Raw genomic sequence first — 23471 nt, 5'->3', positions numbered from 1 at the left:
CGGAACTCCGTTCAGCCGGACTCCGCCATCACCGCTACGAACTGCTCCGGGGTGAGTTCTCCCTCGAACAGCCGGCGCAGCTCCCGCACCAGTGCCGCACCGGCCGCCGGCTCCAACGCCTGGTCCCAGGCCAGCCCGTACGACGGGGCCCGGCTGACCAGTTCGTGCACCGAGGAAGTGAACCCGCCGTGCTCGGTGTTCCGCAGCCGGTCGGCCGCGTCCGTCACCGGCGGCACCTCGCCGTCGGCCACCAGGTCGTCCAGGTACTCGTCGGAGGCGACCGCCCGGACGAAGTCCAGCGCCGCCGCCGGCTGACGGCTGCCGGCGAGTACCGAGAAGTAGTGGGTCGGCACGCCGACCAGGCCGGCCGGGTCCCCGACACCGCCCGCGACCGCCGGAAACGGCACGAAGCCCAGGTCGCCGTCGACCACGAAGTCCGGGTTCCGGGCGAGCTGGGTCGGATATTCCCAGGTACCCATCAGGTGCATCGCGGCCTGCCCCTTGGCCAACCGGCCCGGCGCGGTGCCGTCGTCATAACCGGTCCAGGGAAACGCGGTGCCGAAGGCGCCCCGCTCGACGAGCGCACGCGCCTCCCGCAGCGCCGTCAGCACCGCCGGATTCGACCAGGCACCGGGGCGGCCGGCCACGATGTCGGCGGTGACCTGCGGGCCGCCGATCCGCTCGGCCAGGTACATCACCCACATCAACTCGGTCCAGCCCTGTGCGCCGCCCAGCGCGATCGGCGTGATGTCCCGGGACTTGAAGGTGTCCACCAGGGCGAGCAGTTCGGCGTAGTCGCGCGGCGGCCGTACGCCGGCGTCGGCGAAGACTCCCCGGTGGTAGAAGAGCACCACCGGCTGGGTACCGCCCATCGGGATGCCGTACTGCCGGCCGTCCACCGCCCCGCCGGCCAGCGCGGTCGGCAGGAACCGGCTGCCGACCCCGGGCTCGTCCCGCAGCGGGGTCAGGTCGGCGAGCAGGCCGCCCCGAGCCAGGCCGGCCAGAGTCGAGCCGCCCCAACTGGCGAAGACGTCCGGGCCGTCCGCCGAACCCACGGCGGTACGCAGCTGCTCCTTGTACTCCTCGTTGCCGAAGGTCTGCAGGTCCACCTTGACCTCGGCGTCGCGGTTGTAGCGGTTCACCAGCTTCTGCAACGCGGGCGCGTCACCCGGCTGGTGGATCGCCCAGACCCGGATCGTGCCCGGCAGCCGCTCGTCGGTCGGCGGCACCTGCCGGACCGACCGGAGCAGGTCCGCTCCGGTCAGCGTCACCGCCAGCACCAGGACCGCCACCGCCAGGCTGGCCAGCCCGGTCCGCTGCCGGCGTCGGCGCCGGTAGCGCCGCCGGATCGCGGCGACCGCACCGGGACCGGCCGCCGGCAGGGCCTGCTGTGCCTGGTTCAGGGTGCTGGCCAGCTCCCGGGCCAGCCGCCGGTCCTCCGCCGGACCCAACTCGTCAACCACGTCCGCTCCGAATCGTCGACTCCGCGGGTGCCAGGTGCGCCCGCAGCATGCGCTTGGCCCGCGCGTACCGGCTGGAAACCGTGCCCGGAGGTTCGTCGCAGATCCCGGCGATCTCGCTGAACGTGTACCGGTAGAGCACGTGCAGCACCACGACGGTCCGCTCCGCCTTGCCGAGCTGCTGCAACGCCTGCCACAGCGCGCCGTTGCCGACCGCCGTCGCGGCCGGGTCGTCGGGCCGGTGGTCCACCTCGTCGGTGGGCACCTCGCGGCGCCAGCGCCGCCACCGGCTCACGTTGCGGGTCACGATCACCTGCCGGGCGTACGCCTCCGGGTTCTGCCCGGCCTTCGGCCACCGCTGCCACACCTCGACCACCGCGATCTGGGCCAGGTCGTCCGCCTCCGCCGCGCTGCCGCTGATCAGGTACGCGAACCGGCGCAGAGCGTCCAGGCGCGCCCGAGCGAACTCCTCGGCGTCGCTGAACGCACCCTGGGCCATCGGGATCCTCCTCCGGGCTCCTGACGCCGGCCGCCGTCGATTCGCTGTAATCCGAACATAGACGGCCGACGTCGCCAGGTCAGCCGGCCGGTCGTCCCTTGTCCGGGTCCGAGGGGGTCGCCGGATCAGGTGAGGTCGATGAAGTAGTCCAGCTCGACCCGGTCCGCCGGAATCACGATGTCGGTGGCGACCTCGACCACCCGGTTCCCGGCGTACGTCTGCCGGGTGATGGTCAGCACGGGTACGCCACCGGGAATTCGGAGCGTCTCGGCCTCGTCCCGGACCGGCATCCTCGCCCGAACCCGCTCCCGGACGCCGGTGACGACGATGCCGAGGCTGAAGAGTTGGCCCGTGTTGCCGCCCGGCCAGGGCTCCCGGTCCGGATCGGCCACCGGGGTAGCCGCGACCATGTCGAGCAGCAGGCACGACGTCGACATCTGCTGTGGTACGCCCTGCGACCTGAACACGAACCGGCGCTCAAGGAGCATCGTCCCGGCGTCGACGCCGAACAGTTCTGCCGTCGACGGATCGGCGGGCACTTCTCGGAAGGTCTTGTCCAACTGGTAGTCCGACCAGTCGATCCGCTGGTCCGCCGTGAACGAGGTGCCCAACTCGCCGGTGCGAACCTGCTCCAGCTCCCGCCGATACCGCTCGGCGCCGAGCCGCCGCACCGGCAGGACGGGGCGGGCGTAGGTTCCGCGCCCCATCTCGGTGACGACCAAGCCCTCGCTCCGGAGCAGCGCTACCGCCTCGCGGACGGTACCGCGCGCGACACCGAACTCCTCGATGAGAGCTGACTCCGACGGCAGGATGCTGCCGGGCGGGATCGCGCCGGACAGGATCCGGCGGCGCAGCTCATCCGCAACCCGTCGATAACGAGGTCGGTCGTGCGGGGTAGGCACGTCGGTCACCGTACCCCCGATCAACGTGGTCGTAGCGCTTTGCTCTTTGCGACGATCCTATCTAGACGACCTATCTAGATAGGTGTAACTTGTTGTCCAAGCGGCCGGCACGGTTAGTGATCTAGGGGTAGGCGCTTCTGGGCCGGTCGCCCTCAGGCTGGCATGACATCGACTCCCCACGTCGCAGTCCGGCCGCCCAGAGTCTGGCGCCACCGGTCCCCAGAGCCAATGACCGAGGCGCTCACGACAACATGGCAGGAGATAAGCGTGAAGCTGTGGGAACGGTGGCGAGCCCGCCGCCACCAGAAGTGCGGAGCCGTCCTCATCTGTGGCCTCTCGCGGCTGACCCACGGTCGGTGGCGGCTGCACCGGGCCGGCCGATGCTGACGTGGTGGCTCGGCCTTCGGATCTGGCGACGGCGCCGGGTCCGGGACTACCGGTGGGACGGTCGCCGCTGGTACCGGGTCCATGGACCGACCGGATGATCGGCCCATGGGCGCGCTGGGAGCGATTTGCCGCGCGACAGCGCCGCCGCGAGCGGGACGCCGACGGACACACCCCCGCCGACACATACGACTGCGCGAAATGTGAGCACCCGTGGCCATGCCCGCAGGCGCGTCTGGCCCTTCTCCTCGGCTTCGACGGGGACCGGGTCGGACTCATGATCTACCTCGGTGTCCACCTTGCCCGCGCCCTGGAAGCGTTGCCCGATCGGCACCCAGCACTCATCGTCGGGCAGATCCTGCACTGGGTACCTCGACGCAACTGACCCACTTCACCTACTCGCCCACCCCTGTCGCCAATTCCCTCAGGACCGGGCGCGCCAACGCCTAGCGCCGCTCGGTCGCTCCGTGCGTCTGCCGCTCGGCCAGTTCGACGGCGTTGCGGAAGAGCATCGCCACGGTGGTCGGGCCGACCCCGCCGACCCGGGGCGTGATCGCCCCGGCCACCGTCGCGCACGACTCGTCCAGGTCGGGCAGCAGCCGGCGCCCCGCGTAGCGCACCCCGCCGCCGATCGCGACCGCGCCGGGCCGCAGGTGCTCCGGCCGCAGGATCCCGGGTACGCCCACCGCCGCGACCACCACGTCGGCCCGGCGGGTGTGCCGCTCCCATCCGGGTACGCCACTGTGCACGACGGTGACCGCGGCGTCGGCGGTGGGTCGCTTCTGGCTCAGCAGCAGCGACAGCGGCCGGCCCAGTGTCGTCCCGCGCCCGAGGATCACCACGTCCCGGCCGGCGAGCGGGATCTGGTGGAAGGCGAGCAGCGCCTCGATCCCGGCCGGGGTGCACGGGACCGGGCCGGGCAGCCCGGCGGCGAGCCGGCCCAGGCTCTTCGGGTGCAGCCCGTCGACGTCCTTGGCCGGGTCGATCGCCAGCACCGCCGCCGGGTAGTCGAGGTGCCCGGGAACGGGATGTTGCACCAGGACGGCGTGCACCGCCGGATCCGCGTTGTAATCCTGGATCGCCCGGAGCAGGTCGGCCTGGTCGGCGCTGCCGGGCAGGTGGATGTGCGGGGAGGCGAAGCCAAGTTCGGCGGCGCGCTGCTGCTTCATCCGGATGTAGCCGGCGCTGGCGGAGTCGTCGCCGACCAGAATCGTCGCCAGGCTCGACACGACACCGGCGCGGCGCAGCGCGGCAACCCGGGCGGTCACCTCCGCGAACACCGCCTCGGCGACGGGCCTACCGGGCAGCAGTCGGGCGGTACGGGGCATGGAGTCGGTACGGCTCTCGGGCACGGTCACGGGGCTTCCTCTCGACGCGGAAAGCCCCGGCACCCAGGCGTACGGCGACGGAGTGCAGCCCGGCGCCCGCTTCCCGGTGGTACTCCACCCGACGCCAGTCACGACCGCCGCGCTGAGCCTATCCCCGGTCCGCCACGCCCGCCGGTCACAGCGGGTCAACGCGTCCCTGAGCTGCCCAGACGTCCGGTCGAAGCCTCTCGGTCCCGCTCGACTCGCGGGTGTCGTACCGGGGCCGTACCGTTTTCCTCAGGTGCTCTGACGACCAAGGACGGTGAGGGCGAGATGTCCCGAGAAGGCGATGTCAACCAGCCCACTCGTGAGTTCCCCGGCTACGCGAAGGGAAAGGCCACCCCGCCGGAGCCGGCGGACCCGTGGTCCGACGGCGCGGGGGACGGGACCCGGGAGTTCGACGCCGACCAGCCCCGGCCGGAGCGGTCCGATCCGGAGCCGGCCGGTGCCGGCGGCGGCCGGTGGGGACGCGGCGTGTTCGTGCTTGTCGGCATCATCGGCCTGGCCGCCGTGCTGGTGCTCGGGGTGCAGGTCAGCGGCATCCTGCCGGACTGGCGCAACCCGTTCACCAAGGAGGAGACCGACCGCAGCCAGCCGCCGCTGCTGAAGTCGATCCAGGACCTCAGCCGCTACGTGGCGGCCGAGGGCAACTTCGAGGTCGTCGTCGACCTGGAGAACAACCGCAAGTACGTGCCGGAGTTCCTGCTCGGCGAGCGCACCCTCTTCGTCGGTGCCGGCACCGTCGACGCGTACGTCGACTTCGGAGCGCTGGGTGACGACGCGGTGGTGGTCTCGGAGGACCGGAAGTCGGTGGAGATCAAGCTGCCGGCACCGCAGCTCGGCGAGGTGAACCTGGACCTGGAGCGCAGTTACGTCTTCGCCGAGAAGCGCGGCATCCTCAACCAGCTCGGCGAGGTCTTCGGCGGCGATCCCAACCGGCAGCGCGAGGTCTACCTCAAGGCCGAGCAGAAGATCGCCGACTCGGCGAAGAGCAGCGGGCTCGGCGAGCGTGCCCAGGAGAACACCCGGAAGATGCTCGACCAGATGCTCAGGTCGCTCGGCTACGAGCAGGTCACCATCAGCTACGTCCAGCCGTGACCGTTCGGGCCGGGACGCGTCGGGCATCGCGCCCCGGAGCGTCCCGGCCCGGCGGCAGCGGCACGCCGGGCCGAGTCCGATAGGTCAGTGTGCCGCGACGTAGTGGCGGTCCTCGTTCGGCATGATGATCCAGAGCGCCAGGTAGATCACCACCTGCGTGCCGGGAAGCAGCAGCGACAGGATGAAGAGCAGCCGCATCATTCCGGCGGACATGCCGAAGCGGCGGGCCAGGCCGGCGCAGACGCCGGCGATCATGCGGTTGTCCCGGGGGCGGGTGAGCTTGCGGCTCATCGTCGACTCCTCGATGCGATGGAACGGGCGGCTGATTCCACGGTAGGAACGCGGGGGTGCGCCGCCCTCGGCCTCCAGACGGATCCGGACACCCCGTACCCGTAGGTACTTACCCGGGCGGGCCAGCCGGACACCCGACGCGACGGCCCGAGCGGGGAACCCGCGCCGCAGGCCGGGCATGCCGAGCGCCCAGGCCGGGCGTGCCGAGCGCCCAGGCCGGGCGTGCCCAGCGCCGCAGGCCGGGCGTGCCGAGCGGGGTGGAGCGGGCCGGGGTAGGCTCGCGGACCGGCAGCTCAGGGGCGGGTTCGGCGGATATGCCGGTGACCGTCCGGCGGCCGGTGGGCGGCAACGGGGCCGGCCCGGGAGGAGTTTCGATGATCAGCGCCTTCGACCTGTTCACGGTCGGGATCGGGCCGTCCAGCTCGCACACCGTCGGGCCGATGCGGGCCGCCCGTACCTTCGCGGCCGGGCTGAAGGCGGACGGGCTGCTGGCCGAGACGGCCCGGGTACGCGCCGAACTCTTCGGCTCGCTCGGCGCCACCGGACACGGGCACGGCAGTGGCCCGGCGGTGCTGCTCGGGCTGCTCGGTGAGGCGCCGGAGACGGTGGATCCGGACGGGGTGCCGGAAGCGGTGGCGGCGATCCGGGACGGTGGCCGGCTGGCCGTACTCGGGATGCACGAGGTCGACTTCGACGCCGACCGGGATCTGCTGCTGCACCGCCGCCGGTCGTTACCGTTCCATCCGAACGGGATGACCTTCACCGCGTACGCCCCGTCGGGTGAACCGGTGCGGACCCGGACCTACTACTCGGTCGGCGGCGGGTTCGTGGTCGACGAGACCGCGACCGGCGCGGACCGGATCAAGGCGGACAGCACCCGGGTCCGGTACCCGTTCACGACCGGGGCCGAGCTGCTGGCGCTCACCAGCGAGACCGGACTGTCGATAAGCGGGATCATGCTGGCCAACGAGCGTTCCTGGCGCAGCGAGGCGGAGATCCGTGCCGGCCTGCTGGAGATCTGGCGGGTAATGCGCGAGTGCGTCGACCGGGGCAGCCGGCGGGCCGGGACGCTCCCCGGCGGGCTGCGGGTCCGGCGCCGCGCCGCCGAGCTGCGGCGGAGCCTGGAGGCGGATCCGGGCTCGACCGACCCGCTGCGGGTGATGGACTGGGTGACGCTGTTCGCGCTGGCGGTGAACGAAGAGAACGCGGCCGGCGGCCGGGTGGTGACCGCCCCGACGAACGGGGCGGCCGGGATCATCCCGGCGGTGTTGCACTACTACACCCGGTTCGTGCCGGGGGCGTCCGAGGAGGGCGTACTGCGCTTCCTGCTCGCCGCCGCCGCGATCGGCGTGCTGTTCAAGGAGAACGCCTCGATCTCCGGTGCCGAGGTCGGCTGCCAGGGTGAGGTCGGCTCGGCCTGCTCGATGGCGGCGGCCGGGCTGGCCGAGGCGCTCGGCGGCACTCCGGCGCAGGTGGAGAACGCGGCCGAGATCGGCATGGAGCACAACCTGGGGCTGACCTGCGATCCGGTCGGCGGCCTGGTGCAGATCCCGTGCATCGAGCGGAACGCGGTGGCCAGCATCAAGGCGATCACGGCGGCCCGGCTGGCGTTGCGTGGCGACGGGGAGCACGCGGTGTCCCTGGACAAGGTGATCAAGACGATGCGGGAGACCGGTGCCGACATGAAGGTCAAGTACAAGGAGACCGCCAGGGGCGGTCTCGCGGTGAATGTCATCGAGTGCTGACCCCGCCCGGGTACGGCGGGCGTCGCGGAGGTGGCGGGCGGACGGCCGTCGGGTAGCGTTGACGGGACAGCCGGGAAGACGTTCTACCCCGGTCGATCCTTGTTTGGGGCGATTTTTCCGACTGTTACCCTATGTCGGGCCCGAGCGATCGGTCCCCGAGCGATCGGCCCAGGACGAGCCCGGGAGGCGGCCGTGACGTCTGGCGTGGTGGCGGTGTGGTCGCACCGCAACACGCTCCGGCTGCTGGTCCGGCGGGACCTGGCGGTGAAATACCAGCAGTCGGTGCTGGGCTACCTCTGGTCGCTGATCGAGCCGCTCGGCATGGGCGTCATCTACTTCTTCGTCTTCGGGGTGCTCTACCGCTCGGCCACCGACCGGCACCTCGGGGACGCCGCCGAGTCCTACCCGCTCTTCCTGATCACCGGGATCTTCGCCTGGATGTGGACGAGTTCGGCGATCGGCGAGGCGACCGCCGCGCTCACCGGGCAGGCCCGGCTGATCACCACGATGAACCTGCCCCGCGAGGTCTTCCCGATCGGCCGGGTCGCCGGCCGGTTCGCCGAGTACCTCGCCGGGCTGCCGATCCTGGCCACCATCGCGATCGTCTACGCCTCGCTGGACCGGATCGAGATCGGGGTGTCGCTGCTGGCCCTGCCGCTGGCGGTGCTGATCCAGGCCACCCTGCTGGTCGGGATCGCCCTGCTGCTCTCCTCGCTCAACGTGCTGATGCGGGACATCGAGCGGCTGATGCGGCTGGTCACCCGGGTGCTCTTCTACGCCACCCCGATCATCTACCCGCTGACCCTGGTCCGGGACTCGTCGCTGCCGGGCTGGGTCAAGACCGGGTACGAGCTGAACCCGCTGGTCGGGATCTTCCAGCTCCACCACGCGGTCTGGTATCCGGACGAGTTCCCCGACGCCCGGCTGCTCGGGGTGTCGGTCGGCGGCAGCCTGCTGGTGCTGCTCGCCGGCTGGTGGGTGTTCCGCCGCCTCGAACCCGCCGTGCTGAAGGAGCTGTAGTGGCCGGCGGAGCTGTGCCGGCCGGCGCGACGGGGGTGGGGTAGTGGCCGGGGCGATGGTGCAGGCGGAGAACCTCGGCATCCGGTTCGTCCGCAACCGGCGGCGCAACCTGCGGCTGCGGGAGATGTTCATCCACCGGGGGCGCCGGCAGCCGGCCGCCGGGGTCTTCTGGCCGCTGCGCGACGTCTCCTTCTCGGTCGCCCCCGGCGACACCGTCGGGATCATCGGCCGCAACGGCACCGGCAAGAGCACCCTGCTCCGGCTGATCGCCGGGGTGCTGATCCCGGACGAGGGCCGGATCCGGGTCGGCGGCGCCGTCGCGCCGCTGCTGGAACTCTCCGCCGGCTTCTCCAACGACCTGACCGGGCGGGAGAACGTCCACCTGCTCGGCTCGCTGCACGGGCTCAGCCCGAGCTTCCTGCGGCGGCACTTCGACGAGATCATCGAGTTCTCCGGCGAGCAGATCGCCAAGGCCATCGACACCCCGGTCCGGCACTACTCGTCCGGGATGAAGGTCCGGCTCGGCTTCTCGGTGATCGCCCAACTCCAGCACCCGGTACTGCTGATGGACGAGGTGACGGCGGTCGGCGACGCCGACTTCCGGAAGAAGTGCTACGACACCATCGACCGGCTGATCGCCGAGGGCCGTACGGTGATGCTTGTCTCGCACAACGAGAACGACCTCACCCGGTTCTGTAGCCGGGGACTCTACTTCGACGGAGGACGATTGCGGGTGGACGGCACCATACGCGAGGCACTTGACGCATACCACGACGTGGTCAGGCCGTGATGCTGGCGATCCTGCTCACCCCCACCCGGCCGGGCGCCCCGCTGACCCGGCCCGACGGCCTGCCACTGGCCGCCCGGCTCCGCGACCAGTTGCGCGCGGCCGGCGCCCGGGACGTCGTGCTCACCGACGATCCGGGGCAGGTCGCCGTGCTGGCCGGTACCGCCCGGGAGCCGGTGCTGCTCTGCTCCGGCGACCTGGTCGCGCACGGTGCCGTACTCCGGCACCTGGCCAGCAGCCCGATGCCCGGCACCGTCGCCCTGGTGCTGCCCGAGCCGGGCGCCGGCCCGGTCGGCGTGGTCGAGGACCGCAACCAGGTGGTCGCCGCCGGCCCCGCCGGCACGCTCGGCGCCGCCGCCCCGACCGGCGCCTCCGGCGGAGCGGTACGCGTCGCCGTCGCCGACCTGCCCGCACTGGCCGCCGCCGCCCGCGCCGTCGCCGACGGCAGAGCGGCCCAGGCAGCCGAGGGTGGCACGGCCCTGGCAGCCGAGACTGGCGCGACCCGGACCGCCGAGGCGTCCGGTGGCGCCGGACCGGCCGATCCCGTGCCGCTGCTGGACCGGCTGCTCGCCGGGCTGACCCGGCCCGATCCGGCGACCGGTCGCGACGTCACGGTCTTCGCCCACCGGGTACGCCTGCTCGTCGCCCGCCGGGTCGCCGACCCGACCGGGCTGGCCGAGGCCGAGGCGGCGGTGGCCGCCGTGGACGCCGACCGGGCCGAGCTGCGGCTCTCGGTCAAGGAGAAGGACGACTTCTTCACCACGTACTTCGTCAGCACCTGGTCCCCGTGGGTGACGAAGCTCTGCGCCCGGCTCCGACTCACCCCCACCGGGGTCACCGCGATCTCGGTCGCCTTCGCGGTGGCGGCGGCGGTGCTGTTCGCGTTCGGTGACCGGCCAGCGCTGGTGGCCGGCGCGGTGCTGCTCTACCTCGGCTTCGTGCTCGACTGCGTCGACGGGCAGCTCGCCCGGTACACCAGGCAGTTCAGCCCGTGGGGCGGCTGGCTGGACACCATCGCCGACCGGGCCAAGGAATACCTCGTCTACGCCGGCCTCGGCATCGGGGTCGAACGGGCCGGCGGGCCCGGCTGGGCGCTGGCGATCGCCGCGATGACCCTGCAGACCGTCCGGCACATGACCGACACCTGGTACGGCGCGCTGCACGACGAGGCGGCCCGGCGACCGAAACCGGCGGCCGGGCAGAGCTCCGGCGGGCTCGGCGACCGGCTCAGCCAGGCGTCCAACCGGGTGCAGGCGGACACCGGGTCGCTCACCTACTGGGCGAAGCGGACAGTGGTCTTCCCGATCGGCGAGCGGTGGGCACTGATCTCGCTCACCGTGGCGATCTTCAGTCCGCTGGTCAGCCTGGTCGCCGTACTCGCCTGGGCCGGGTTCGCGGCGCTCTACACGCTGGCCCTGCGTACCCTGCGGGCCCGCTCGATGCGGGTGGCGGTGCTGACCGGCGTCGACACCGGGCTGCACCGCGACGACGGGCCGGCGGTCCGCTGGCTCAGCACGCTCGGCCGGAGCGCCGGACTGCCCGGCCCGCTCGTGCTGGCCCTGCTCGGGGCGGCGGCCGGACTGGCCCTGCTCGGCGCCGGCCTGGCCGGGGTCGGCACCGGGCCGGCGCGCTGGCTGGTGCCGCTCGGCGTCCTCGTGGTGCTCGTCGCCGGGCTGCCGGCGGCGAACCCGCACGGCGGCGCGCTGGACTGGCTGGTCCCGGCCGCGCTGCGGGCCGCCGAATACCTCACGGTGATCGGCACCGGGCTGCTGGTCGACGCCGACGGCGCGGTGATCTTCGCGCTTCTCTTCGTGCTGGCACTGCGGCACTACGACCTCACCGCCCGGCTGGAGAAGCGGGAGCGGGCACCGCTGCTGCACGCGCTCGGGCTCGGCTGGGACGGCCGGCTGGTCCTGCTCGCCGCCGCCGTACTCGCCGGGCCCGGCTTCGGCCGGCTGGCCATGCTGCTGCTCACCGGCTACCTATCGGCGATTTTTGTGGTGAACGCGCTGCGAGGTTGGGTACCCAGGGACATTCCCGCGCCACGACAGCCGGCCGACGCCGCCGTCGGGTCCGGTGGCCACCCCGCCGCACCCGCCGCGTTCGTCACCGCCGGGGCGGGAGAGGGGCCCGTCGCGACCCCGACCCGAGCCGACCCGGCCGGGCCGGCACAGCGGCGGGCACCGGAGGAGAGGACGCCGCCGGTGCAGTGACACGGGCACCTTCGAGCGGGCGGCGCGGCGGAGAGGAACGCATGACGCTGCCAGCGGGGGTACGGCGTCGATGACGCTCATCAGTTTCGTGGTACCGGTCTACCGGGTGCAGGGCTACCTGCGGGAGTGCCTCGACTCGGTCCTCGGCCAGCCGGTCGCGGACATCGAGGTGGTGGTGGTCGACGACTGCTCACCGGACAGCTGCGGTGAGATCATCGCCGAGTACGCCGCCCGGGACGACCGGGTCCGGGCGGTGACCCTTCACCGCAACGTCGGGCTGGGCGAGGCCCGTAACACCGGCCTGGACCAGGCCACCGGCGAGTACGTCTGGTTCCTGGACAGCGACGACTGGCTTGTCGACGGCTGCCTGCCGGCGGTGGCCGAACGGCTGCGCCGGGTCGGGCCGGAGGTGCTGCTCGTCGACCACGTCCGGGCGTACTGGGACCACCGGGTCCGGTGCGGCGACCTGGCCCGGACGGTGCCGGACTCCGGCGACGGGGTCTTCGCCGTCCGGGACCGGCCGGAGCTGCTGGAGGTGTTGCACACCGCATGGAACAAGGTGGTGCGCCGCCGGTTCCTGCGCGACGCCGGCCTGCGCTTCGGCCCCGGCTGGTACGAGGACGTGTCGTTCAGCTATCCGGTGCTGCTGGCCGCCGGCCGGATCAGCGTGCTGGACGAGGTCTGCGTCAACTACCGGCAGCGGCGCTGTGGTGCCATCACCCGGACCCGGGGCGACCGGCACTTCGAGGTGTTCCCGCACTGGCACCGGGTCTTCGAGCTGATGGACCGGTGGGGGCCGGGATACGACGACCTCCGCCCGCTGGTCTTCGAGCGGATGCTCTGGCACTACCTGATCGTGCTCGGCAACGGGCGGCGGCTCTCCCCGGAGCTGCGCCGCGACTTCTTCGCGCAGGTGGTGGCGGACTACCGGCGCTGGCTGCCGCCGGGCGGTTACCGGGTGCCGCGCGGGATCGACGGGGTGAAGCACCGGCTGGTGGCCGGCGACCACTGGTGGGCGTACGCCCTGCTGCGCGCGGTGCACCACGCCCGGGGCGACGCCCGCCGGCTGGTCCGGCATCGGCTGGTCCGGCGCTGGCGGCGGTCGACTCCGCCGAGCGGGGTGAACCGGCTGCCCGGACCGGCGTACCTGGCCCGGCTGCCGGGGCCGCTGTCCCGGGTCGCCGGGCTGGCCCGGGAGGGGCTGCTGCGTGGCTACTACCGGCTCCAGTTGCGCCGCCGGCTGGACCCGACCCTGGCGGTCTACGCCGCCTACTGGTACCGCGGCTACGCCTGCAACCCGGCGGCGATCTACCAGCGGGCCCGCGAGCTGGTCCCCGGGGTCCGGGGCGTCTGGGTGGTGCGCCGGGACCGGGTCGCCGGCCTGCCACCAGGGGTGCCCTACGTGGTGGCCGGCAGCCGGCCGTACTTCCGGGTGCTGGCCAGGGCGAAGTGGCTGGTCAACAACGTGAACTTCCCGGACTACGTGGTCAAGCGGCCGGGTTCGGTGCATGTGCAGACCCACCACGGCACCCCGGTGAAGGTGATGGGGCTGGACCAGCAGGACTATCCGCGCGGCGCGGCCGGGCTGGACTTCCCGGGACTGCTGCGCCGGATCGACCGCTGGGACTACAGCGTCAGCGCCAACACCTTCTCCAGCCAGATGTGGGAGCGGGCCTATCCGGCGGAGTACCGGACCCTCGAGGTCGGCTATCCGCGCAACGACCGGCTGGTCGGCGCGGGGCCCGCCGAGGTCGAGGCGGTCCGGCGGGCGCTCGGCATCGACCCGGGCGACCGGGTGGTGCTGTACGCGCCGACGCACCGCGAACACCGGCCCGGGTACTCGCCGCCGTTCGACCCGGCGGCGCTGCTCGACGTCCTCGGCCCGACGGCCCGGGTGCTGGTCCGGGGCCACTACCTCGACCCGGCCGCCCCTTCCGTTCCGGGCGCTCCCGCCGCCCCTGCCGTCCCTTCCGTCGCGGGCGCCCCCGCCGTCCCGGGGAATGTCGACGGGCGGGACCGGGTGGTCGAGGTGACCGGGCACGGCTGCGTCGAGGACCTCTATCTCGCCGCCGACGTGCTGGTCACCGACTACTCGTCGGCGATGTTCGACTACGCCACGCTGGACCGGCCGATCGTCGTCTACGCCCCGGACTGGGCCGAGTACCGCCGGGAGCGCGGGGTCTATCTCGACGTGCTTGCCGAGGCACCCGGGGTGGCGGTGACCAGCTTTCCGGAACTGTTGGCGGCGTTCGGCAGCGGCGCCGTCGACGGCCCGGCCGCGACCGGTGCCCGGCAGCGGTTCCGTCGGCAGTACTGCGCCCTGGACGACGGCCGGGCGGCCGAGCGGGTGGTCCGGCGCGTCCTGCTCGACGAACCCGACTGAGCGCTCGACGAAGCCGCCTGACCGGCTGCCCGGCGCGTTGTCCACAGCACCTCGACCACTCGTACACATGTGCCATCCACAGCCTGTGGATAGCACATGTGTACGACGGGTGGTCCGGTGTCAGTCTGCCGGGGTGGCGGGGCGGCGTACCCGCTGCCGGACCCGGTCGGCGACGAGCCCGGCGTACCGGCCGGCGACGAACCGGGTGGCCGTGGCGAGGGACCGGATTCCGCCGACCGGGATCGTCTCCACCCCGGCCAGTGCCGCCCGCCGGGCCCGCCGGTCCGGCCGGACCACCTGCCGGGGGCGGGGCGAGACCCAGCTGCTCTCCGGCAGCAGCCGCAGGTCGACCACCCCGAAGTCGTCGCCGCTGACCCAGCGCCGCCCGGCCACCTCGGCGACCACCTCGGCGAGTTCCTCGTCCGGGCCGCGCACCCGCAACGCCCGGCTCAGTGCCGAGGTACGCCAGAGCGACAGCCCGTCCTCCGGGGTGGCCGCCCCGACCGGCAGTACCCGGAGCAGCCCCACCTGCCACTGGTCGGCGACCGCCACCAGCCGGCGTACGGTGTCGGCGTCCACTCCCAGGTGCGACCCGACCTCCAGCAGGTAGGCGGCCGGGTACGCGGTGCGGGGCGACTCCTCGGCCAACTCCACCCGGGGTTCCGAGCGGTACGTCGCGGCGAGCAGTCGACGGTCCAGCAGCGGGTCGGCCAGCACCGGGCGCCGGTCGTCGGTCAGCTCCGCCCAGTGCCCCACCAGCACCACCCGCAGGTCGGTCTGGTCCCCGGCGAGCAGCCGGTCGACGCAGGTGCGGACCATTTCGTACGGCCCGTCGGCCCGGACCACCGCCACCACCAGCGGCACCGCCCAGCCGCGCTGCGCGGCGGCGCGCAGGTAGCGGGGCTGCGGCATCAGGTCGGCCAGGAACGGCCGGTTGTACCGGCGCAGCGCCTCGCCCCGGGTCATCATGTGCGACCGCCCGAGGTGCCAGCTCTTCGCCCGGGGTTCGGGCACGAAGACCGCACCCGCCTGGGCCAGCCGGTAGCCGAACTCGGTGTCCTCGCCGAGCCGCAACCCGGGGTCGAGCCCGCCGGTCTCGGTGTAGAGGCTGCGGGACAGCGCGGCGGTGGCGCCGACGTGTGCCCGGAAGTTCAGGTGGTCACCGCCGCGGAGCTGGTCGGTGGCGTCGATCAGGCGTTCTACGTACTCGTGCGGTTCGGACTCGTCGAACGGAAAGAGCTGGTCGGCGGTGCCGGCCGCGCAGCTCTCGGCGACCTGCTCCGGGCTGGGCCAGTCGGCCTCGACGAAGCGTTTGTAGCCCAGCGTCACCGCCTCGTCGCTGACGTGCTGCCAGCGGGCCTGCGCCGCGACGTGCTCCGGGAAGACCACCATGTCCGCGTCGAGCCAGTGCAGGATCTCGCCCTCGCTCCGCGTCGCCCCGGCGTGCAGCGCCGCCGACCGGCCCCAGCCGCCGCCGTGCTCGGCGAGCCGGAGCAGCCGGCAGTTCTCCGGGCGGAGCCGGGGCAGCGCCAGCGGCGGGTCGCTGCCGTCGTCGACCACCACCACCTCCAGCAACCCGGACGGGTACGTCTGGGCCGAGAGCGCGGCCAGGGTGAGGTCGAGGGAGCGTTGGCAGTCGTGCGCCGGGATGATCAGCGAAACGGACCGGGTCGGCTGCCAGTCGCCCGGCTCGGGCGGGCTGAGCCGGCTCCAGTCGTTGCGGAACAACCGGACCGGGGAGCGGGCCGTCGTGGCCCGGGTGCGGCTGGACACGCGGCACAGTGTAACCATCCCGTCGCCGAGCGCTGATAATTCGCGCCGCGCGCCGGGTGTCGGGCCGGGGAATCGGCCCGGTTCTCGACTACCTTGAGTGTCCTCGCGACAGCGTCGCCGAGTCCGGCGGGGCGCCCCGGCGGGCCGCGTAGCTCGGCGCCAATGGTCGGCCGACGAAAGGATCGGCGTGCCAGGCAGGGACGACCCGGAGAAGTACCTCCGCTGGCGGATCGCCGTCGGTGAACCCGGCGGCCGGCGGCGGTGGCCGCTGGCCACCCTCGGCTCCCGGCTGACCGAGATAACCGGCCCACCGCCGGGCCGCTCACCGGGGCAGGGCTCGTCACCGGGGCAGGGCGTGGCGACCCCGGCCGGCGCCGAGCACACCGGACCCGACCGCGCCCCGGCCTGGCCCCGGACCTTCGTCGGCCGGATGGCCGTGGTCGCCCGCTCGGTGACCTGGCTGCGGCACCTGCTCGACCATCCGGTCGGGCTGGCCCGGGTACGCCGGATCAGCGTCGCCGTGCAGGACTGGGAGATCCCGCAGCGCGGCTGGTCCGGCCGGCTCGGACCGGTGCCGCACCTGCTCACCCAGCGGGTCACGCTGCCCCGGCACGACCGGGGACGGGCGGTGGTCGAGGTCGAACTGCGCTGGTCGGTGCCGCTGCGCTCGCTGCTCGCGGCCGTCCTGCCGGTGCTCACCCCGATCCGGGCGCTGCCGAGCCCCGGCAGCCCGGAGGTGACCGCCCAGGACGTCTTCCCCGGCTGGCTCGGCGCCGGGCCGAACCTCGCGGTCGTCGCGGGCACCCTGCCGGGCAACCTCGACGTCCGGCCGTACGACCTGGTGCTCCGGCCGGACGGCCGGGACCCGGCGGTGCACGGCGACGACGCCGGTACGGCGTACCGGGCGGCGTTGGCCGTGGACCGGCTCGGCGTACCGGACGCCGCCGACGGCGGCCGGACCGGGCCGGTGCTGCTCGACGCCGAACACGCGGTGCCGGTCGGCCGGTACGGTCCGTTCGGGCCGGACGCCCCCCGGGCCGAGCTGACCTTCTGCGCCGGCCCGGACGGTGGGAGCTGGCGGATCCGGGGACCGGCCGGGCTCGACCTGCGGGGGCGGCTCGACCGGCCGTGGCTGGACGAGCCGACCTGGGCGGCGCTGGCCGGGACCGGCGTACTCGACTGCGTGGTGCCCGGACGGCGGCCCCGGGCCGAGGCCGCCCTGCTGCTGCACCTGGCGCTGGCCGGGGTACTGCTGCGGGTGCCCGAGCTGCCGGTCGCCTGCCGGGCGCAGTTGGCCGACGAGGTGGTGGAGCTGTTCCGCGCACCGCTGCCGCAGCGCCCCGGCGGCCGGCCCGACCCGCAGACCGAGCTGGAGTGGGAGGCCCGGGCGGTACGCCAGCGTCGGGCGGTGCTGCGCCGGCACGCCCGGGGCTTCGCGCTGCCCCGGCTGGCGGCGGCCACCTTTCCCGGTCTCGGCGCGCTGCCGTCGGTCTCGGTGCTGCTCGTCACCCGCCGGCTGGAGCACGTCCTCGACGCCGTCGGCGCGGTCGCGGCGCAGCGCTATCCCGAGCTGGAGATCGTGCTCTGCCTGCACGGGGTGGGACTGCCGGTCGGGCTGCGCCAGCGACTGGCCGACTGCGGGCGGCCGGTGGAGGTGGTCGAGGTGCCGGCCGGGCGGAGCTTCGGCGAGGCGATGGCCGCGGCCACCGCGCGGGCCCGGGGCACCCTGGTGACGAAGTTCGACGACGACGACACGTACGGGCCGGAGCACGTCTGGGACCTCGTCCTCGCCCGGCACCACTCCGGCGCCACGCTTGTCGGCAAGGCGGCCGAATTCGTCCACCTCGGCGCGCTGGACACCACCGTGCGGCGGGACGCCGGGGCGGCCGAGAGCTACGCCCAGGTCGTCGCCGGTGGCACGATCCTGCTCGACCGGGGCGACCTGGCCGAGGTCGGCGGCTGGCGCCCGGTGCCGAGCTCCGTCGACCGGGGCCTCCTCGACCGGGTACGCCGCTGCGGCGGGCTGGTCTACCGGACCCATCCGCTCGGCTACGTCTACCGGCGCCGCCCGGCCGGGCACACCTGGGACCCGGGGCTGGAGTACTTCCTCCGGGACGGCGGCGCACAGTGGACCGGGCTGCCCCGGCACGGCGAGTTCGGCACCGCCGCCGTCGCCGACCCGACACCGACGACCGGCCGGTGGAAGTTGCGGCAACGGAGCCCTAAACGAGTCTGGTAACCGTCATGTCACAACGTGAACATGGCACGTTTACCCGATGGGCTTCTGTGATGATCCTCGTCACAGTCATTCCGGGGCCGGCCAAAACGCTGCGGGGAGGTGACGGTGACTACCGTCGCGCTCAAAGACGTCACGAAGGTATTCCCGGACGGGACAGTGGCTGTCGACAACGTCAGTCTCGACGTCAACGACGGTGAGTTCATGGTGTTGCTCGGCCCCTCGGGCTGCGGAAAGTCCACCGTACTGAGGATGGTCGCCGGGCTGGAGGATCCGACGAGCGGCGCCGTGATGCTCGACGGCGAACTCGCGAACGAGCTGCCGCCCCGGGACCGTGGAATTGCCATGGTGTTCCAGGATTTCGCGTTGTATCCACACATGTCAGTGGGTGCCAACATCGCCTTCCCGCTCCGACTCTCCGGCGTCGAGGAAGGGCCGCGCACCGAGCGGGTGGCCGACGTGGCGAGCGCGCTCGGCATCGGCGACGTACTCGGCCGCAAGCCCAGCCAACTCTCCGGCGGCCAGCGGCAGCGGGTGGCGATGGGCCGGGCGATCATCCGGCGGCCGGGCCTCTTCCTGATGGACGAGCCGCTCTCCAACCTGGACAGCGGCCTGCGGGCCGAGCTGCGGGCGGAGATCTCCGGCCTGGTCCGCGAGCTGGGCGTCAGCACCATCTACGTCACCCATGATCAGGCCGAGGCGCTGACCATGGCCGACCGGGTGGCGATCATGCGCAAGGGCGTCCTCCAGGACGTCGGCACCCCGACCCAGGTGTACGGCCGCCCGGCCACCCTCTACGTCGCCGCGTTCCTGGGCAGCCCCCGGATGAACCTGCTGGAGGCGACCGTCTACGTGCACCTCGACCGGTACGTCGCGCTCAACTTCGGCGAGCAGGCGCTCTATCTGCCCTGGGACGACATCCGGGCCCGGGCGGTGGCGCACTACCACGGCGAGCGGATCGTGGTCGGGATGCGGGCCGAGGCGCTCACCCCGGTCGCACCGGACGCACCGGGCGACGTGTTGCAGGGGCGGATCCGCTATCTGGAGCACCACGGGCACGAGTCGCTGGCGTTCCTCGACATCGGAGCGACCGCGATCGTCGTCGACGACCTGGGCGGCCCGGTCACCGAGGAGCGTTCCGGCGGGGCGGGCCGGGGTCTGCGGCGGCTCGGCCAGGTGATGCAGCGGCTGACCGGGCGGGCGGTCGGGCCGACCCAGCCGACCCAGGAGGCGCAGGGTGGCCGGGGCAGCGTGCTCGACCCGGGCCGGCACCACCGTCGGCCGGCCGAGCTGGCGGTACGCCTGGCGCCGTACCCGGCGGTCACCTCCGGGCACCCGATGGCCGTCTCGGTACGCATGGACGCGGTGCACTTCTTCGACGAGCGGGGCGACCGGATCGACGTGGGGTGGCGCTGACCGCCTCGCTTCCCTTAACGTTCTTCGATTCCCACCGTGGACGGTGGTCGGAGTTAGGAGTACCGCTCGTGTCCCAGGAACGACCCGGCCTGCTCGTGATCGAGCGGATTCTCCGTGACCGGCAGGGCATCTGGCAGCAGATAGTCGACGAGCGCGACCTGAACGCGCTCACCGGCCGGATGATGGCCAGCTCGGCGATCGCGCTGGCCTGTTACGGCGCCGTGCTCGGTGCCTTCCACGGTGTCCTGATGGCCCTGACCTCGGCGGTGAAGCTGCCGCTGCTCTTCCTGGTCACGCTCGCCATCTGCCTGCCCACGCTGTATCTGTTCAACCTGGTCTTCGGGGCCCGGCTGTCGGTGCGGCAGGCCATCGCGATGGTGATGGTGGCGATCACGGTGACCGCGATGCTGGCGGTGGCGTTCGCGCCGATCAGTCTCTTCTTCCTGGTCACCGCCCCGGACTACGCCTTCTTCAAGCTGCTGAACGTGGCGATCCTGGCCCTGTCGGCGCTTGTCGGGCTGCGCTTCCTGACCAGCGGCATGCAGGTGCTCAACGCGCACGGCCTGCTGGCGCCGGCCGGCACGGCCAACCAGCCCGCCGGTCAGCCGGCCGTGGCTGTGCCCGCCCAGCAGGTGCCCGCCCAGCAGGTGCCCGGCCAGCAGGTGCCCGCCCAGCAGGTGTCGGTGCAGCCGGCCGCGGCCGTGCCGGCGAACGCCCCGGTGCCGGTCGCGGTCGGCGCGGCGGTCGGCGAGGCGGCGGCCCCGGCGAGCACCGCCAACGGGGACGGCCCGAGTACCCCGGTGCAGTCCGCCGCACCGGCCGTGCCCGCCCAGCCGGCCCCGGCCGGGGCGGCTCCGGCGCAACTGGTCCCGGCCCAGCCTGCGCCCGGGTACGTCGTGCCCCAGTACGCCTACCACGCCGCGGTCCCGTACCCGGTCGGGCGGCCCGGCGGCCCGCACTCGCCGGCCGGCGGCCCCCGCCCGGCGAGCATGACCCTGCTCTACATCTGGATCCTGCTCTTCGGGTTCGTCGGCACCCAGCTGGCCTGGACGCTGCGGCCCTTCTTCGGCAGCCCGGACCAGCCGTTCGCGCTGTTCCGCAGCATCGACGGCAACTTCTACGCGGAGATCCTGCGCAGCCTGGGCAGCCTCTTCTAGCGCCATCTCGCGGGGCCTTGCCGACGGAAGTTACCAGCGAGTAGCGTACGGCCATGTCTCCCGACGTACGGCGGATCGCCGCCGGCCTGCTCGAGGCCGTACCGTTCGCCCGGACTCTCGGCTTCGAGCTGGTCGAGGTGGCCTCGGACGAGGCCGGCGGGATCCGCGCCGTCGTCCGGCTGCCCGACTCGCCGCCGACGTACAACCACGTCGGCGGCCCGCACGCCGGGGCCCTCTTCACGCTCGGCGAGACCGCCTCCGGCGCGGTGGTGCTCGCCGCGTTCGGGCAGCTCTTCGAGCGGGCGGTGCCGCTGGCGACCAGGGCGGAGATCCGCTACCGGCGGCTGGCCATGGGAGCGGTCCGGGCCACCGCCCGGCTCGGCCGCCCGGCCGCCGAGGTGCTGGCCGAGTTCGAGCGCGGCGACCGGCCGGAGTTCCCGGTGCCGGTCGAGATCGGCACCGAGGACGGTGTGCCGACCACCGAGATGACCGTGCACTGGACGCTCAAGCCGCGCTGACCGACTCCCCGGCCGCCGGGCAGGTCGCGGCCGTCGGGCAGGCACCGGATCGGCCCGTGCCCGACGGCCGGCGGCGTCGTCATCCGCCGGCCCGGCGGGCACCGGTGCGGCGGACGACCTGAAGCAGGTACTCCTTGCGGTCCAGCGGGTTGTGGTCGGAGCGCGGCCGGCGCGGCGGCGTACCCCGGACCGGTGCGTACCGGTCGAAGGCACAGTCCAGCACCCCCTCGCCCCGGGTCAGTCCGGGTAGTTGCCGCTGCAACTCGTGCACCCGGGCCGCCGGGATCTCCCCCTCCAGCAGGTACGCCGAGCCGTGCGCGGTACAGCTCCGGGGCACCGCGGAGAGCCGGGCGAGGACCGGGGCCACCGCACCGAGCGCCTCCGCCGGCAGTTCCAGCCGGAACCGGTGCAGCGGCTCATGCACACTGGTCCCGGCCCCGGCCAGCGCACTCGTCAGCACCAGCGGGGTGAGGTTGCGGAAGTCCCCGGCGGTGCTCGACATGTTCTTGTCGAAGACGCCGTGCGAGTGGCTCTGCCGGGCCCAGTACCCGGAGTGCGTCATGGTGACCACGCAGTCGGGCACCCGCCAGCCGTGCAGGCCCTGGTGCAGGGTGGCCCGCACGGTCTCCTCGACCGCCTTGAAGAACGCGGGCGGCATCGAGCCGAGTTCGACCGCCAGCCGGAACGCCACCCCGGCACCGGCCGGTGCCGGGTCGACCCGGAGACCGACGGTGGCCAGGAACGGGTTGGGTGCCACCCCGATCAGCTCGACAGCGCTGCCCGAGCCGACCAGCCGTTCCACGCAGATGGTGGTGGACTCCCGGAAGCCGACCTCGATGCCGTACTCGTCGGCGAGCGTCGCCTGGATGACCTCCTTCTGCACCTCCCCGTAGAGCGACACCGAGATCTCCTGCCGGACGTCGTCCTGGCGCAGGTCGATGAGCGGGTCCTGCTCGGCGAGCTCGGCGAGGGCGGCGTGCAGGGCACCCCGCTCAGGCTCGTGGACCGGGAGCACCACCGTCTCCAGGGTCGGCGGGGCGAACCGGCGCCGCCCGCCGGGCGAGGGCCGGGGCACCCCGATCGGGTCGCCGATCCGGACCCCGGCGAGCCCCCAGAGCCGGCCGATCCGACCCGCGCCTACCGAGTCGGCGCGGACCGCCGTACCCCGGTCGAAGACGCTTATCGCGGTGACCTTCGCCGGCTCCGCGCCGGGCACGGCGATCCGGTCCCGGACCCGGACCGCACCGCAGAACATCCGCACGTACGCGATCTTCTCGCCGGCCGGGCCGCGCTCGACCTTGAAGACGGTGCCGGAGACCGGGCCGTCCGCCGCCCCGCCGGCCGCCGGCAGCAACTCCCGGACGCCGTCGACCAGCGCGTCCACCCCGGCTCCGGTGATCGCCGAGCCGGCGTAGACCGGGTGCACCAGAGCCTGCCCGGTCCGGCGGGCCAGTTCGGCGCGGAGCCGCGGGTACGGCACCGGCACGCCGTCGACGTAGCGGGCGAGGATCCCGTCGTCGTGCTCGGCGAGCCGTTCGGTCAGGCCGGCCAGGAAGCCGGCGTCGGTCGACGGGTACGGCGTGAAGTCGGCGTCCCGGCTGCCGGCCCGGCGTACGCCGCCCATCGGGACGATCGACGGGGTGAGCCGGTCGGCGAGGTCCCGCAGTACCCGTGGCTGGTCCGCGCCGGCTCGGTCGATCTTGTTGACGAAGACCAGGGTGGGGATGCGCAGCCGGCGCAGCGTACGCATCAGCACCCGGGTCTGCGGCTGCACCCCCTCGACGGCCGAGACCACCAGTACGGCACCGTCGAGTACGTCGAGTACCCGTTCCACCTCGGCGATGAAGTCCGGGTGGCCGGGGGTGTCGATCAGGTTGACGGTCACGCCGTCGAGTACGAACGAGACGACCGCGGACCTGATGGTGATGCCGCGCTGCCGTTCCAGCGGCAGGAAGTCGGTCTGGGTACTGCCGTCGTCGACGCTGCCGACCTCGTCGACGACGCCGGCGAGGTGCAGCAGCCGCTCGGTCAGGCTTGTCTTACCGGCGTCTACATGCGCCAGGATTCCCAGGTTCAAGATACGCACGAACGGTCATGTCCTTCGGATAGCCGGAACGTCCTTCCTGTCGGGACACGAACGTCGCTCGCATGATCTCTCCCTGGTCCGGGGCCGGGTGCTGGCCGGCGCGCTGACGGCCGGGCTCTGGCCAGCACAACAGAGT

General features: G+C 73.1%; 16 protein-coding genes, 1 pseudogene and 1 riboswitch. Of the genes and pseudogenes, 10 read left to right on the top strand and 7 right to left on the bottom strand.

Annotated elements, in window-relative coordinates; all coding sequences use genetic code 11:
- Positions 1-11 precede the first annotated feature (11 nt).
- The 4 genes from ACN28A_RS10725 to ACN28A_RS10710 all read right to left on the bottom strand — a co-directional run bounded on the left by ACN28A_RS10725 (position 12) and on the right by ACN28A_RS10710 (position 4573).
- Positions 12-1463, bottom strand: a complete 1452-nt coding sequence (locus tag ACN28A_RS10725) for an extracellular solute-binding protein (RefSeq protein ID WP_421394619.1) — start codon at positions 1461-1463, stop codon at positions 12-14.
- A complete protein-coding gene (locus ACN28A_RS10720; RefSeq protein WP_421394616.1) occupies positions 1456-1959 on the bottom strand; it encodes an RNA polymerase sigma factor in 504 nt (167 codons plus the stop codon). The genes ACN28A_RS10725 and ACN28A_RS10720 overlap by 8 nt, the downstream gene beginning before the upstream one ends.
- Before the next feature lie 125 nt (positions 1960-2084).
- Positions 2085-2861 (bottom strand): GntR family transcriptional regulator, encoded by a 777-nt coding sequence (locus tag ACN28A_RS10715; RefSeq protein ID WP_421394614.1) that lies wholly within the window; start codon positions 2859-2861, stop codon positions 2085-2087.
- Positions 2862-3691: 830 nt separating this feature from the next.
- On the bottom strand, positions 3692-4573 hold the full coding sequence (locus ACN28A_RS10710) for a bifunctional 5,10-methylenetetrahydrofolate dehydrogenase/5,10-methenyltetrahydrofolate cyclohydrolase (protein ID WP_421404280.1): 882 nt from the start codon (positions 4571-4573) through the stop codon (positions 3692-3694).
- Positions 4574-4627: 54 nt separating this feature from the next.
- A riboswitch (ZMP/ZTP riboswitch) is annotated at positions 4628-4715 on the bottom strand.
- 170 nt (positions 4716-4885) lie between these two features.
- Here ACN28A_RS10710 and ACN28A_RS10705 point away from each other — a divergent pair.
- On the top strand, positions 4886-5710 hold the full coding sequence (locus ACN28A_RS10705; protein WP_421394613.1) for a DUF4230 domain-containing protein: 825 nt from the start codon (positions 4886-4888) through the stop codon (positions 5708-5710).
- An 84-nt stretch (positions 5711-5794) separates the two neighbouring features.
- Here the strand turns inward: ACN28A_RS10705 and ACN28A_RS10700 are convergent, their stop codons facing one another.
- Positions 5795-6001, bottom strand: a complete 207-nt coding sequence (locus ACN28A_RS10700) for a PspC domain-containing protein (RefSeq protein ID WP_331205850.1) — start codon at positions 5999-6001, stop codon at positions 5795-5797.
- Between the two features lie 374 nt (positions 6002-6375).
- On the opposite strand from ACN28A_RS10700, the gene ACN28A_RS10695 reads away from it, so the two are divergent.
- From ACN28A_RS10695 to ACN28A_RS10675, 5 genes and pseudogenes are all read left to right on the top strand, one after another.
- Positions 6376-7746 (top strand): L-serine ammonia-lyase, encoded by a 1371-nt coding sequence (locus tag ACN28A_RS10695; protein ID WP_421394611.1) that lies wholly within the window; start codon positions 6376-6378, stop codon positions 7744-7746.
- Positions 7747-7938: 192 nt separating this feature from the next.
- Positions 7939-8766 carry an ABC transporter permease gene (locus ACN28A_RS10690; RefSeq protein ID WP_421394608.1) on the top strand — a complete coding sequence of 276 codons (828 nt, stop codon included), beginning with the start codon at positions 7939-7941 and terminating at the stop codon, positions 8764-8766.
- A 55-nt stretch (positions 8767-8821) separates the two neighbouring features.
- Positions 8822-9556 carry an ABC transporter ATP-binding protein gene (locus ACN28A_RS10685; protein ID WP_421404278.1) on the top strand — a complete coding sequence of 245 codons (735 nt, stop codon included), beginning with the start codon at positions 8822-8824 and terminating at the stop codon, positions 9554-9556.
- Positions 9556-11640, top strand: a pseudogene (locus ACN28A_RS10680) (DUF5941 domain-containing protein); the annotation flags it as partial. The gene ACN28A_RS10685 and the pseudogene ACN28A_RS10680, both read left to right, overlap by 1 nt.
- A 196-nt stretch (positions 11641-11836) precedes the next feature.
- On the top strand, positions 11837-14149 hold the full coding sequence (locus ACN28A_RS10675; protein WP_421394607.1) for a bifunctional glycosyltransferase/CDP-glycerol:glycerophosphate glycerophosphotransferase: 2313 nt from the start codon (positions 11837-11839) through the stop codon (positions 14147-14149).
- Between the two features lie 120 nt (positions 14150-14269).
- Here the strand turns inward: ACN28A_RS10675 and ACN28A_RS10670 are convergent, their stop codons facing one another.
- Complete coding sequence (locus ACN28A_RS10670) at positions 14270-15922, bottom strand: glycosyltransferase family 2 protein (protein ID WP_421394606.1); 1653 nt, start codon at positions 15920-15922, stop codon at positions 14270-14272.
- A gap of 187 nt (positions 15923-16109) precedes the next feature.
- On the opposite strand from ACN28A_RS10670, the gene ACN28A_RS10665 reads away from it, so the two are divergent.
- The 4 genes from ACN28A_RS10665 (at position 16110) to ACN28A_RS10650 (ending at position 21249) form a co-directional block, all read left to right on the top strand.
- Positions 16110-18161 carry a hypothetical protein gene (locus ACN28A_RS10665; RefSeq protein WP_421394604.1) on the top strand — a complete coding sequence of 684 codons (2052 nt, stop codon included), beginning with the start codon at positions 16110-16112 and terminating at the stop codon, positions 18159-18161.
- Between the two features lie 105 nt (positions 18162-18266).
- The gene (locus tag ACN28A_RS10660; RefSeq protein WP_421394603.1) at positions 18267-19574 is read left to right on the top strand and encodes an ABC transporter ATP-binding protein; all 1308 of its coding nucleotides are present in this window, start codon (positions 18267-18269) and stop codon (positions 19572-19574) included.
- A 68-nt stretch (positions 19575-19642) separates the two neighbouring features.
- Entirely contained in the window at positions 19643-20731 is a 1089-nt protein-coding gene (locus ACN28A_RS10655) for a hypothetical protein (protein ID WP_421394600.1), read from the top strand.
- Between the two features lie 53 nt (positions 20732-20784).
- On the top strand, positions 20785-21249 hold the full coding sequence (locus ACN28A_RS10650) for a DUF4442 domain-containing protein (protein WP_421394598.1): 465 nt from the start codon (positions 20785-20787) through the stop codon (positions 21247-21249).
- A gap of 79 nt (positions 21250-21328) precedes the next feature.
- On the opposite strand, the gene ACN28A_RS10645 is transcribed toward ACN28A_RS10650, so the two are convergent.
- Complete coding sequence (locus ACN28A_RS10645) at positions 21329-23335, bottom strand: GTP-binding protein (RefSeq protein WP_421394595.1); 2007 nt, start codon at positions 23333-23335, stop codon at positions 21329-21331.
- Between the last annotated feature and the right edge of the window lie 136 nt (positions 23336-23471).

The organism is Plantactinospora sp. WMMB782 (assembly GCF_049179135.1).
Taxonomy (GTDB): Bacteria; Actinomycetota; Actinomycetes; order Mycobacteriales; family Micromonosporaceae; genus Plantactinospora.
Note: the sequence above shows the minus strand (reverse complement) of the source record. Positions and strands in the feature narration are given on the sequence as shown.

What these genes read in the sequence shown, in the direction of transcription:
- ACN28A_RS10720 (WP_421394616.1), bottom strand. Translation starts at nt 1,959, where the DNA reads ATGGCCCAGGGTGCGTTCAGCGACGCCGAGGAGTTCGCTCGGGCGCGC.
- ACN28A_RS10710 (WP_421404280.1), bottom strand. Translation starts at nt 4,573, where the DNA reads ATGCCCCGTACCGCCCGACTGCTGCCCGGTAGGCCCGTCGCCGAGGCG.
- ACN28A_RS10705 (WP_421394613.1), top strand. Translation starts at nt 4,886, where the DNA reads ATGTCCCGAGAAGGCGATGTCAACCAGCCCACTCGTGAGTTCCCCGGC.
- ACN28A_RS10700 (WP_331205850.1), bottom strand. Translation starts at nt 6,001, where the DNA reads ATGAGCCGCAAGCTCACCCGCCCCCGGGACAACCGCATGATCGCCGGC.
- ACN28A_RS10695 (WP_421394611.1), top strand. Translation starts at nt 6,376, where the DNA reads ATGATCAGCGCCTTCGACCTGTTCACGGTCGGGATCGGGCCGTCCAGC.
- ACN28A_RS10685 (WP_421404278.1), top strand. Translation starts at nt 8,822, where the DNA reads ATGGTGCAGGCGGAGAACCTCGGCATCCGGTTCGTCCGCAACCGGCGG.
- ACN28A_RS10675 (WP_421394607.1), top strand. Translation starts at nt 11,837, where the DNA reads ATGACGCTCATCAGTTTCGTGGTACCGGTCTACCGGGTGCAGGGCTAC.
- ACN28A_RS10650 (WP_421394598.1), top strand. Translation starts at nt 20,785, where the DNA reads ATGTCTCCCGACGTACGGCGGATCGCCGCCGGCCTGCTCGAGGCCGTA.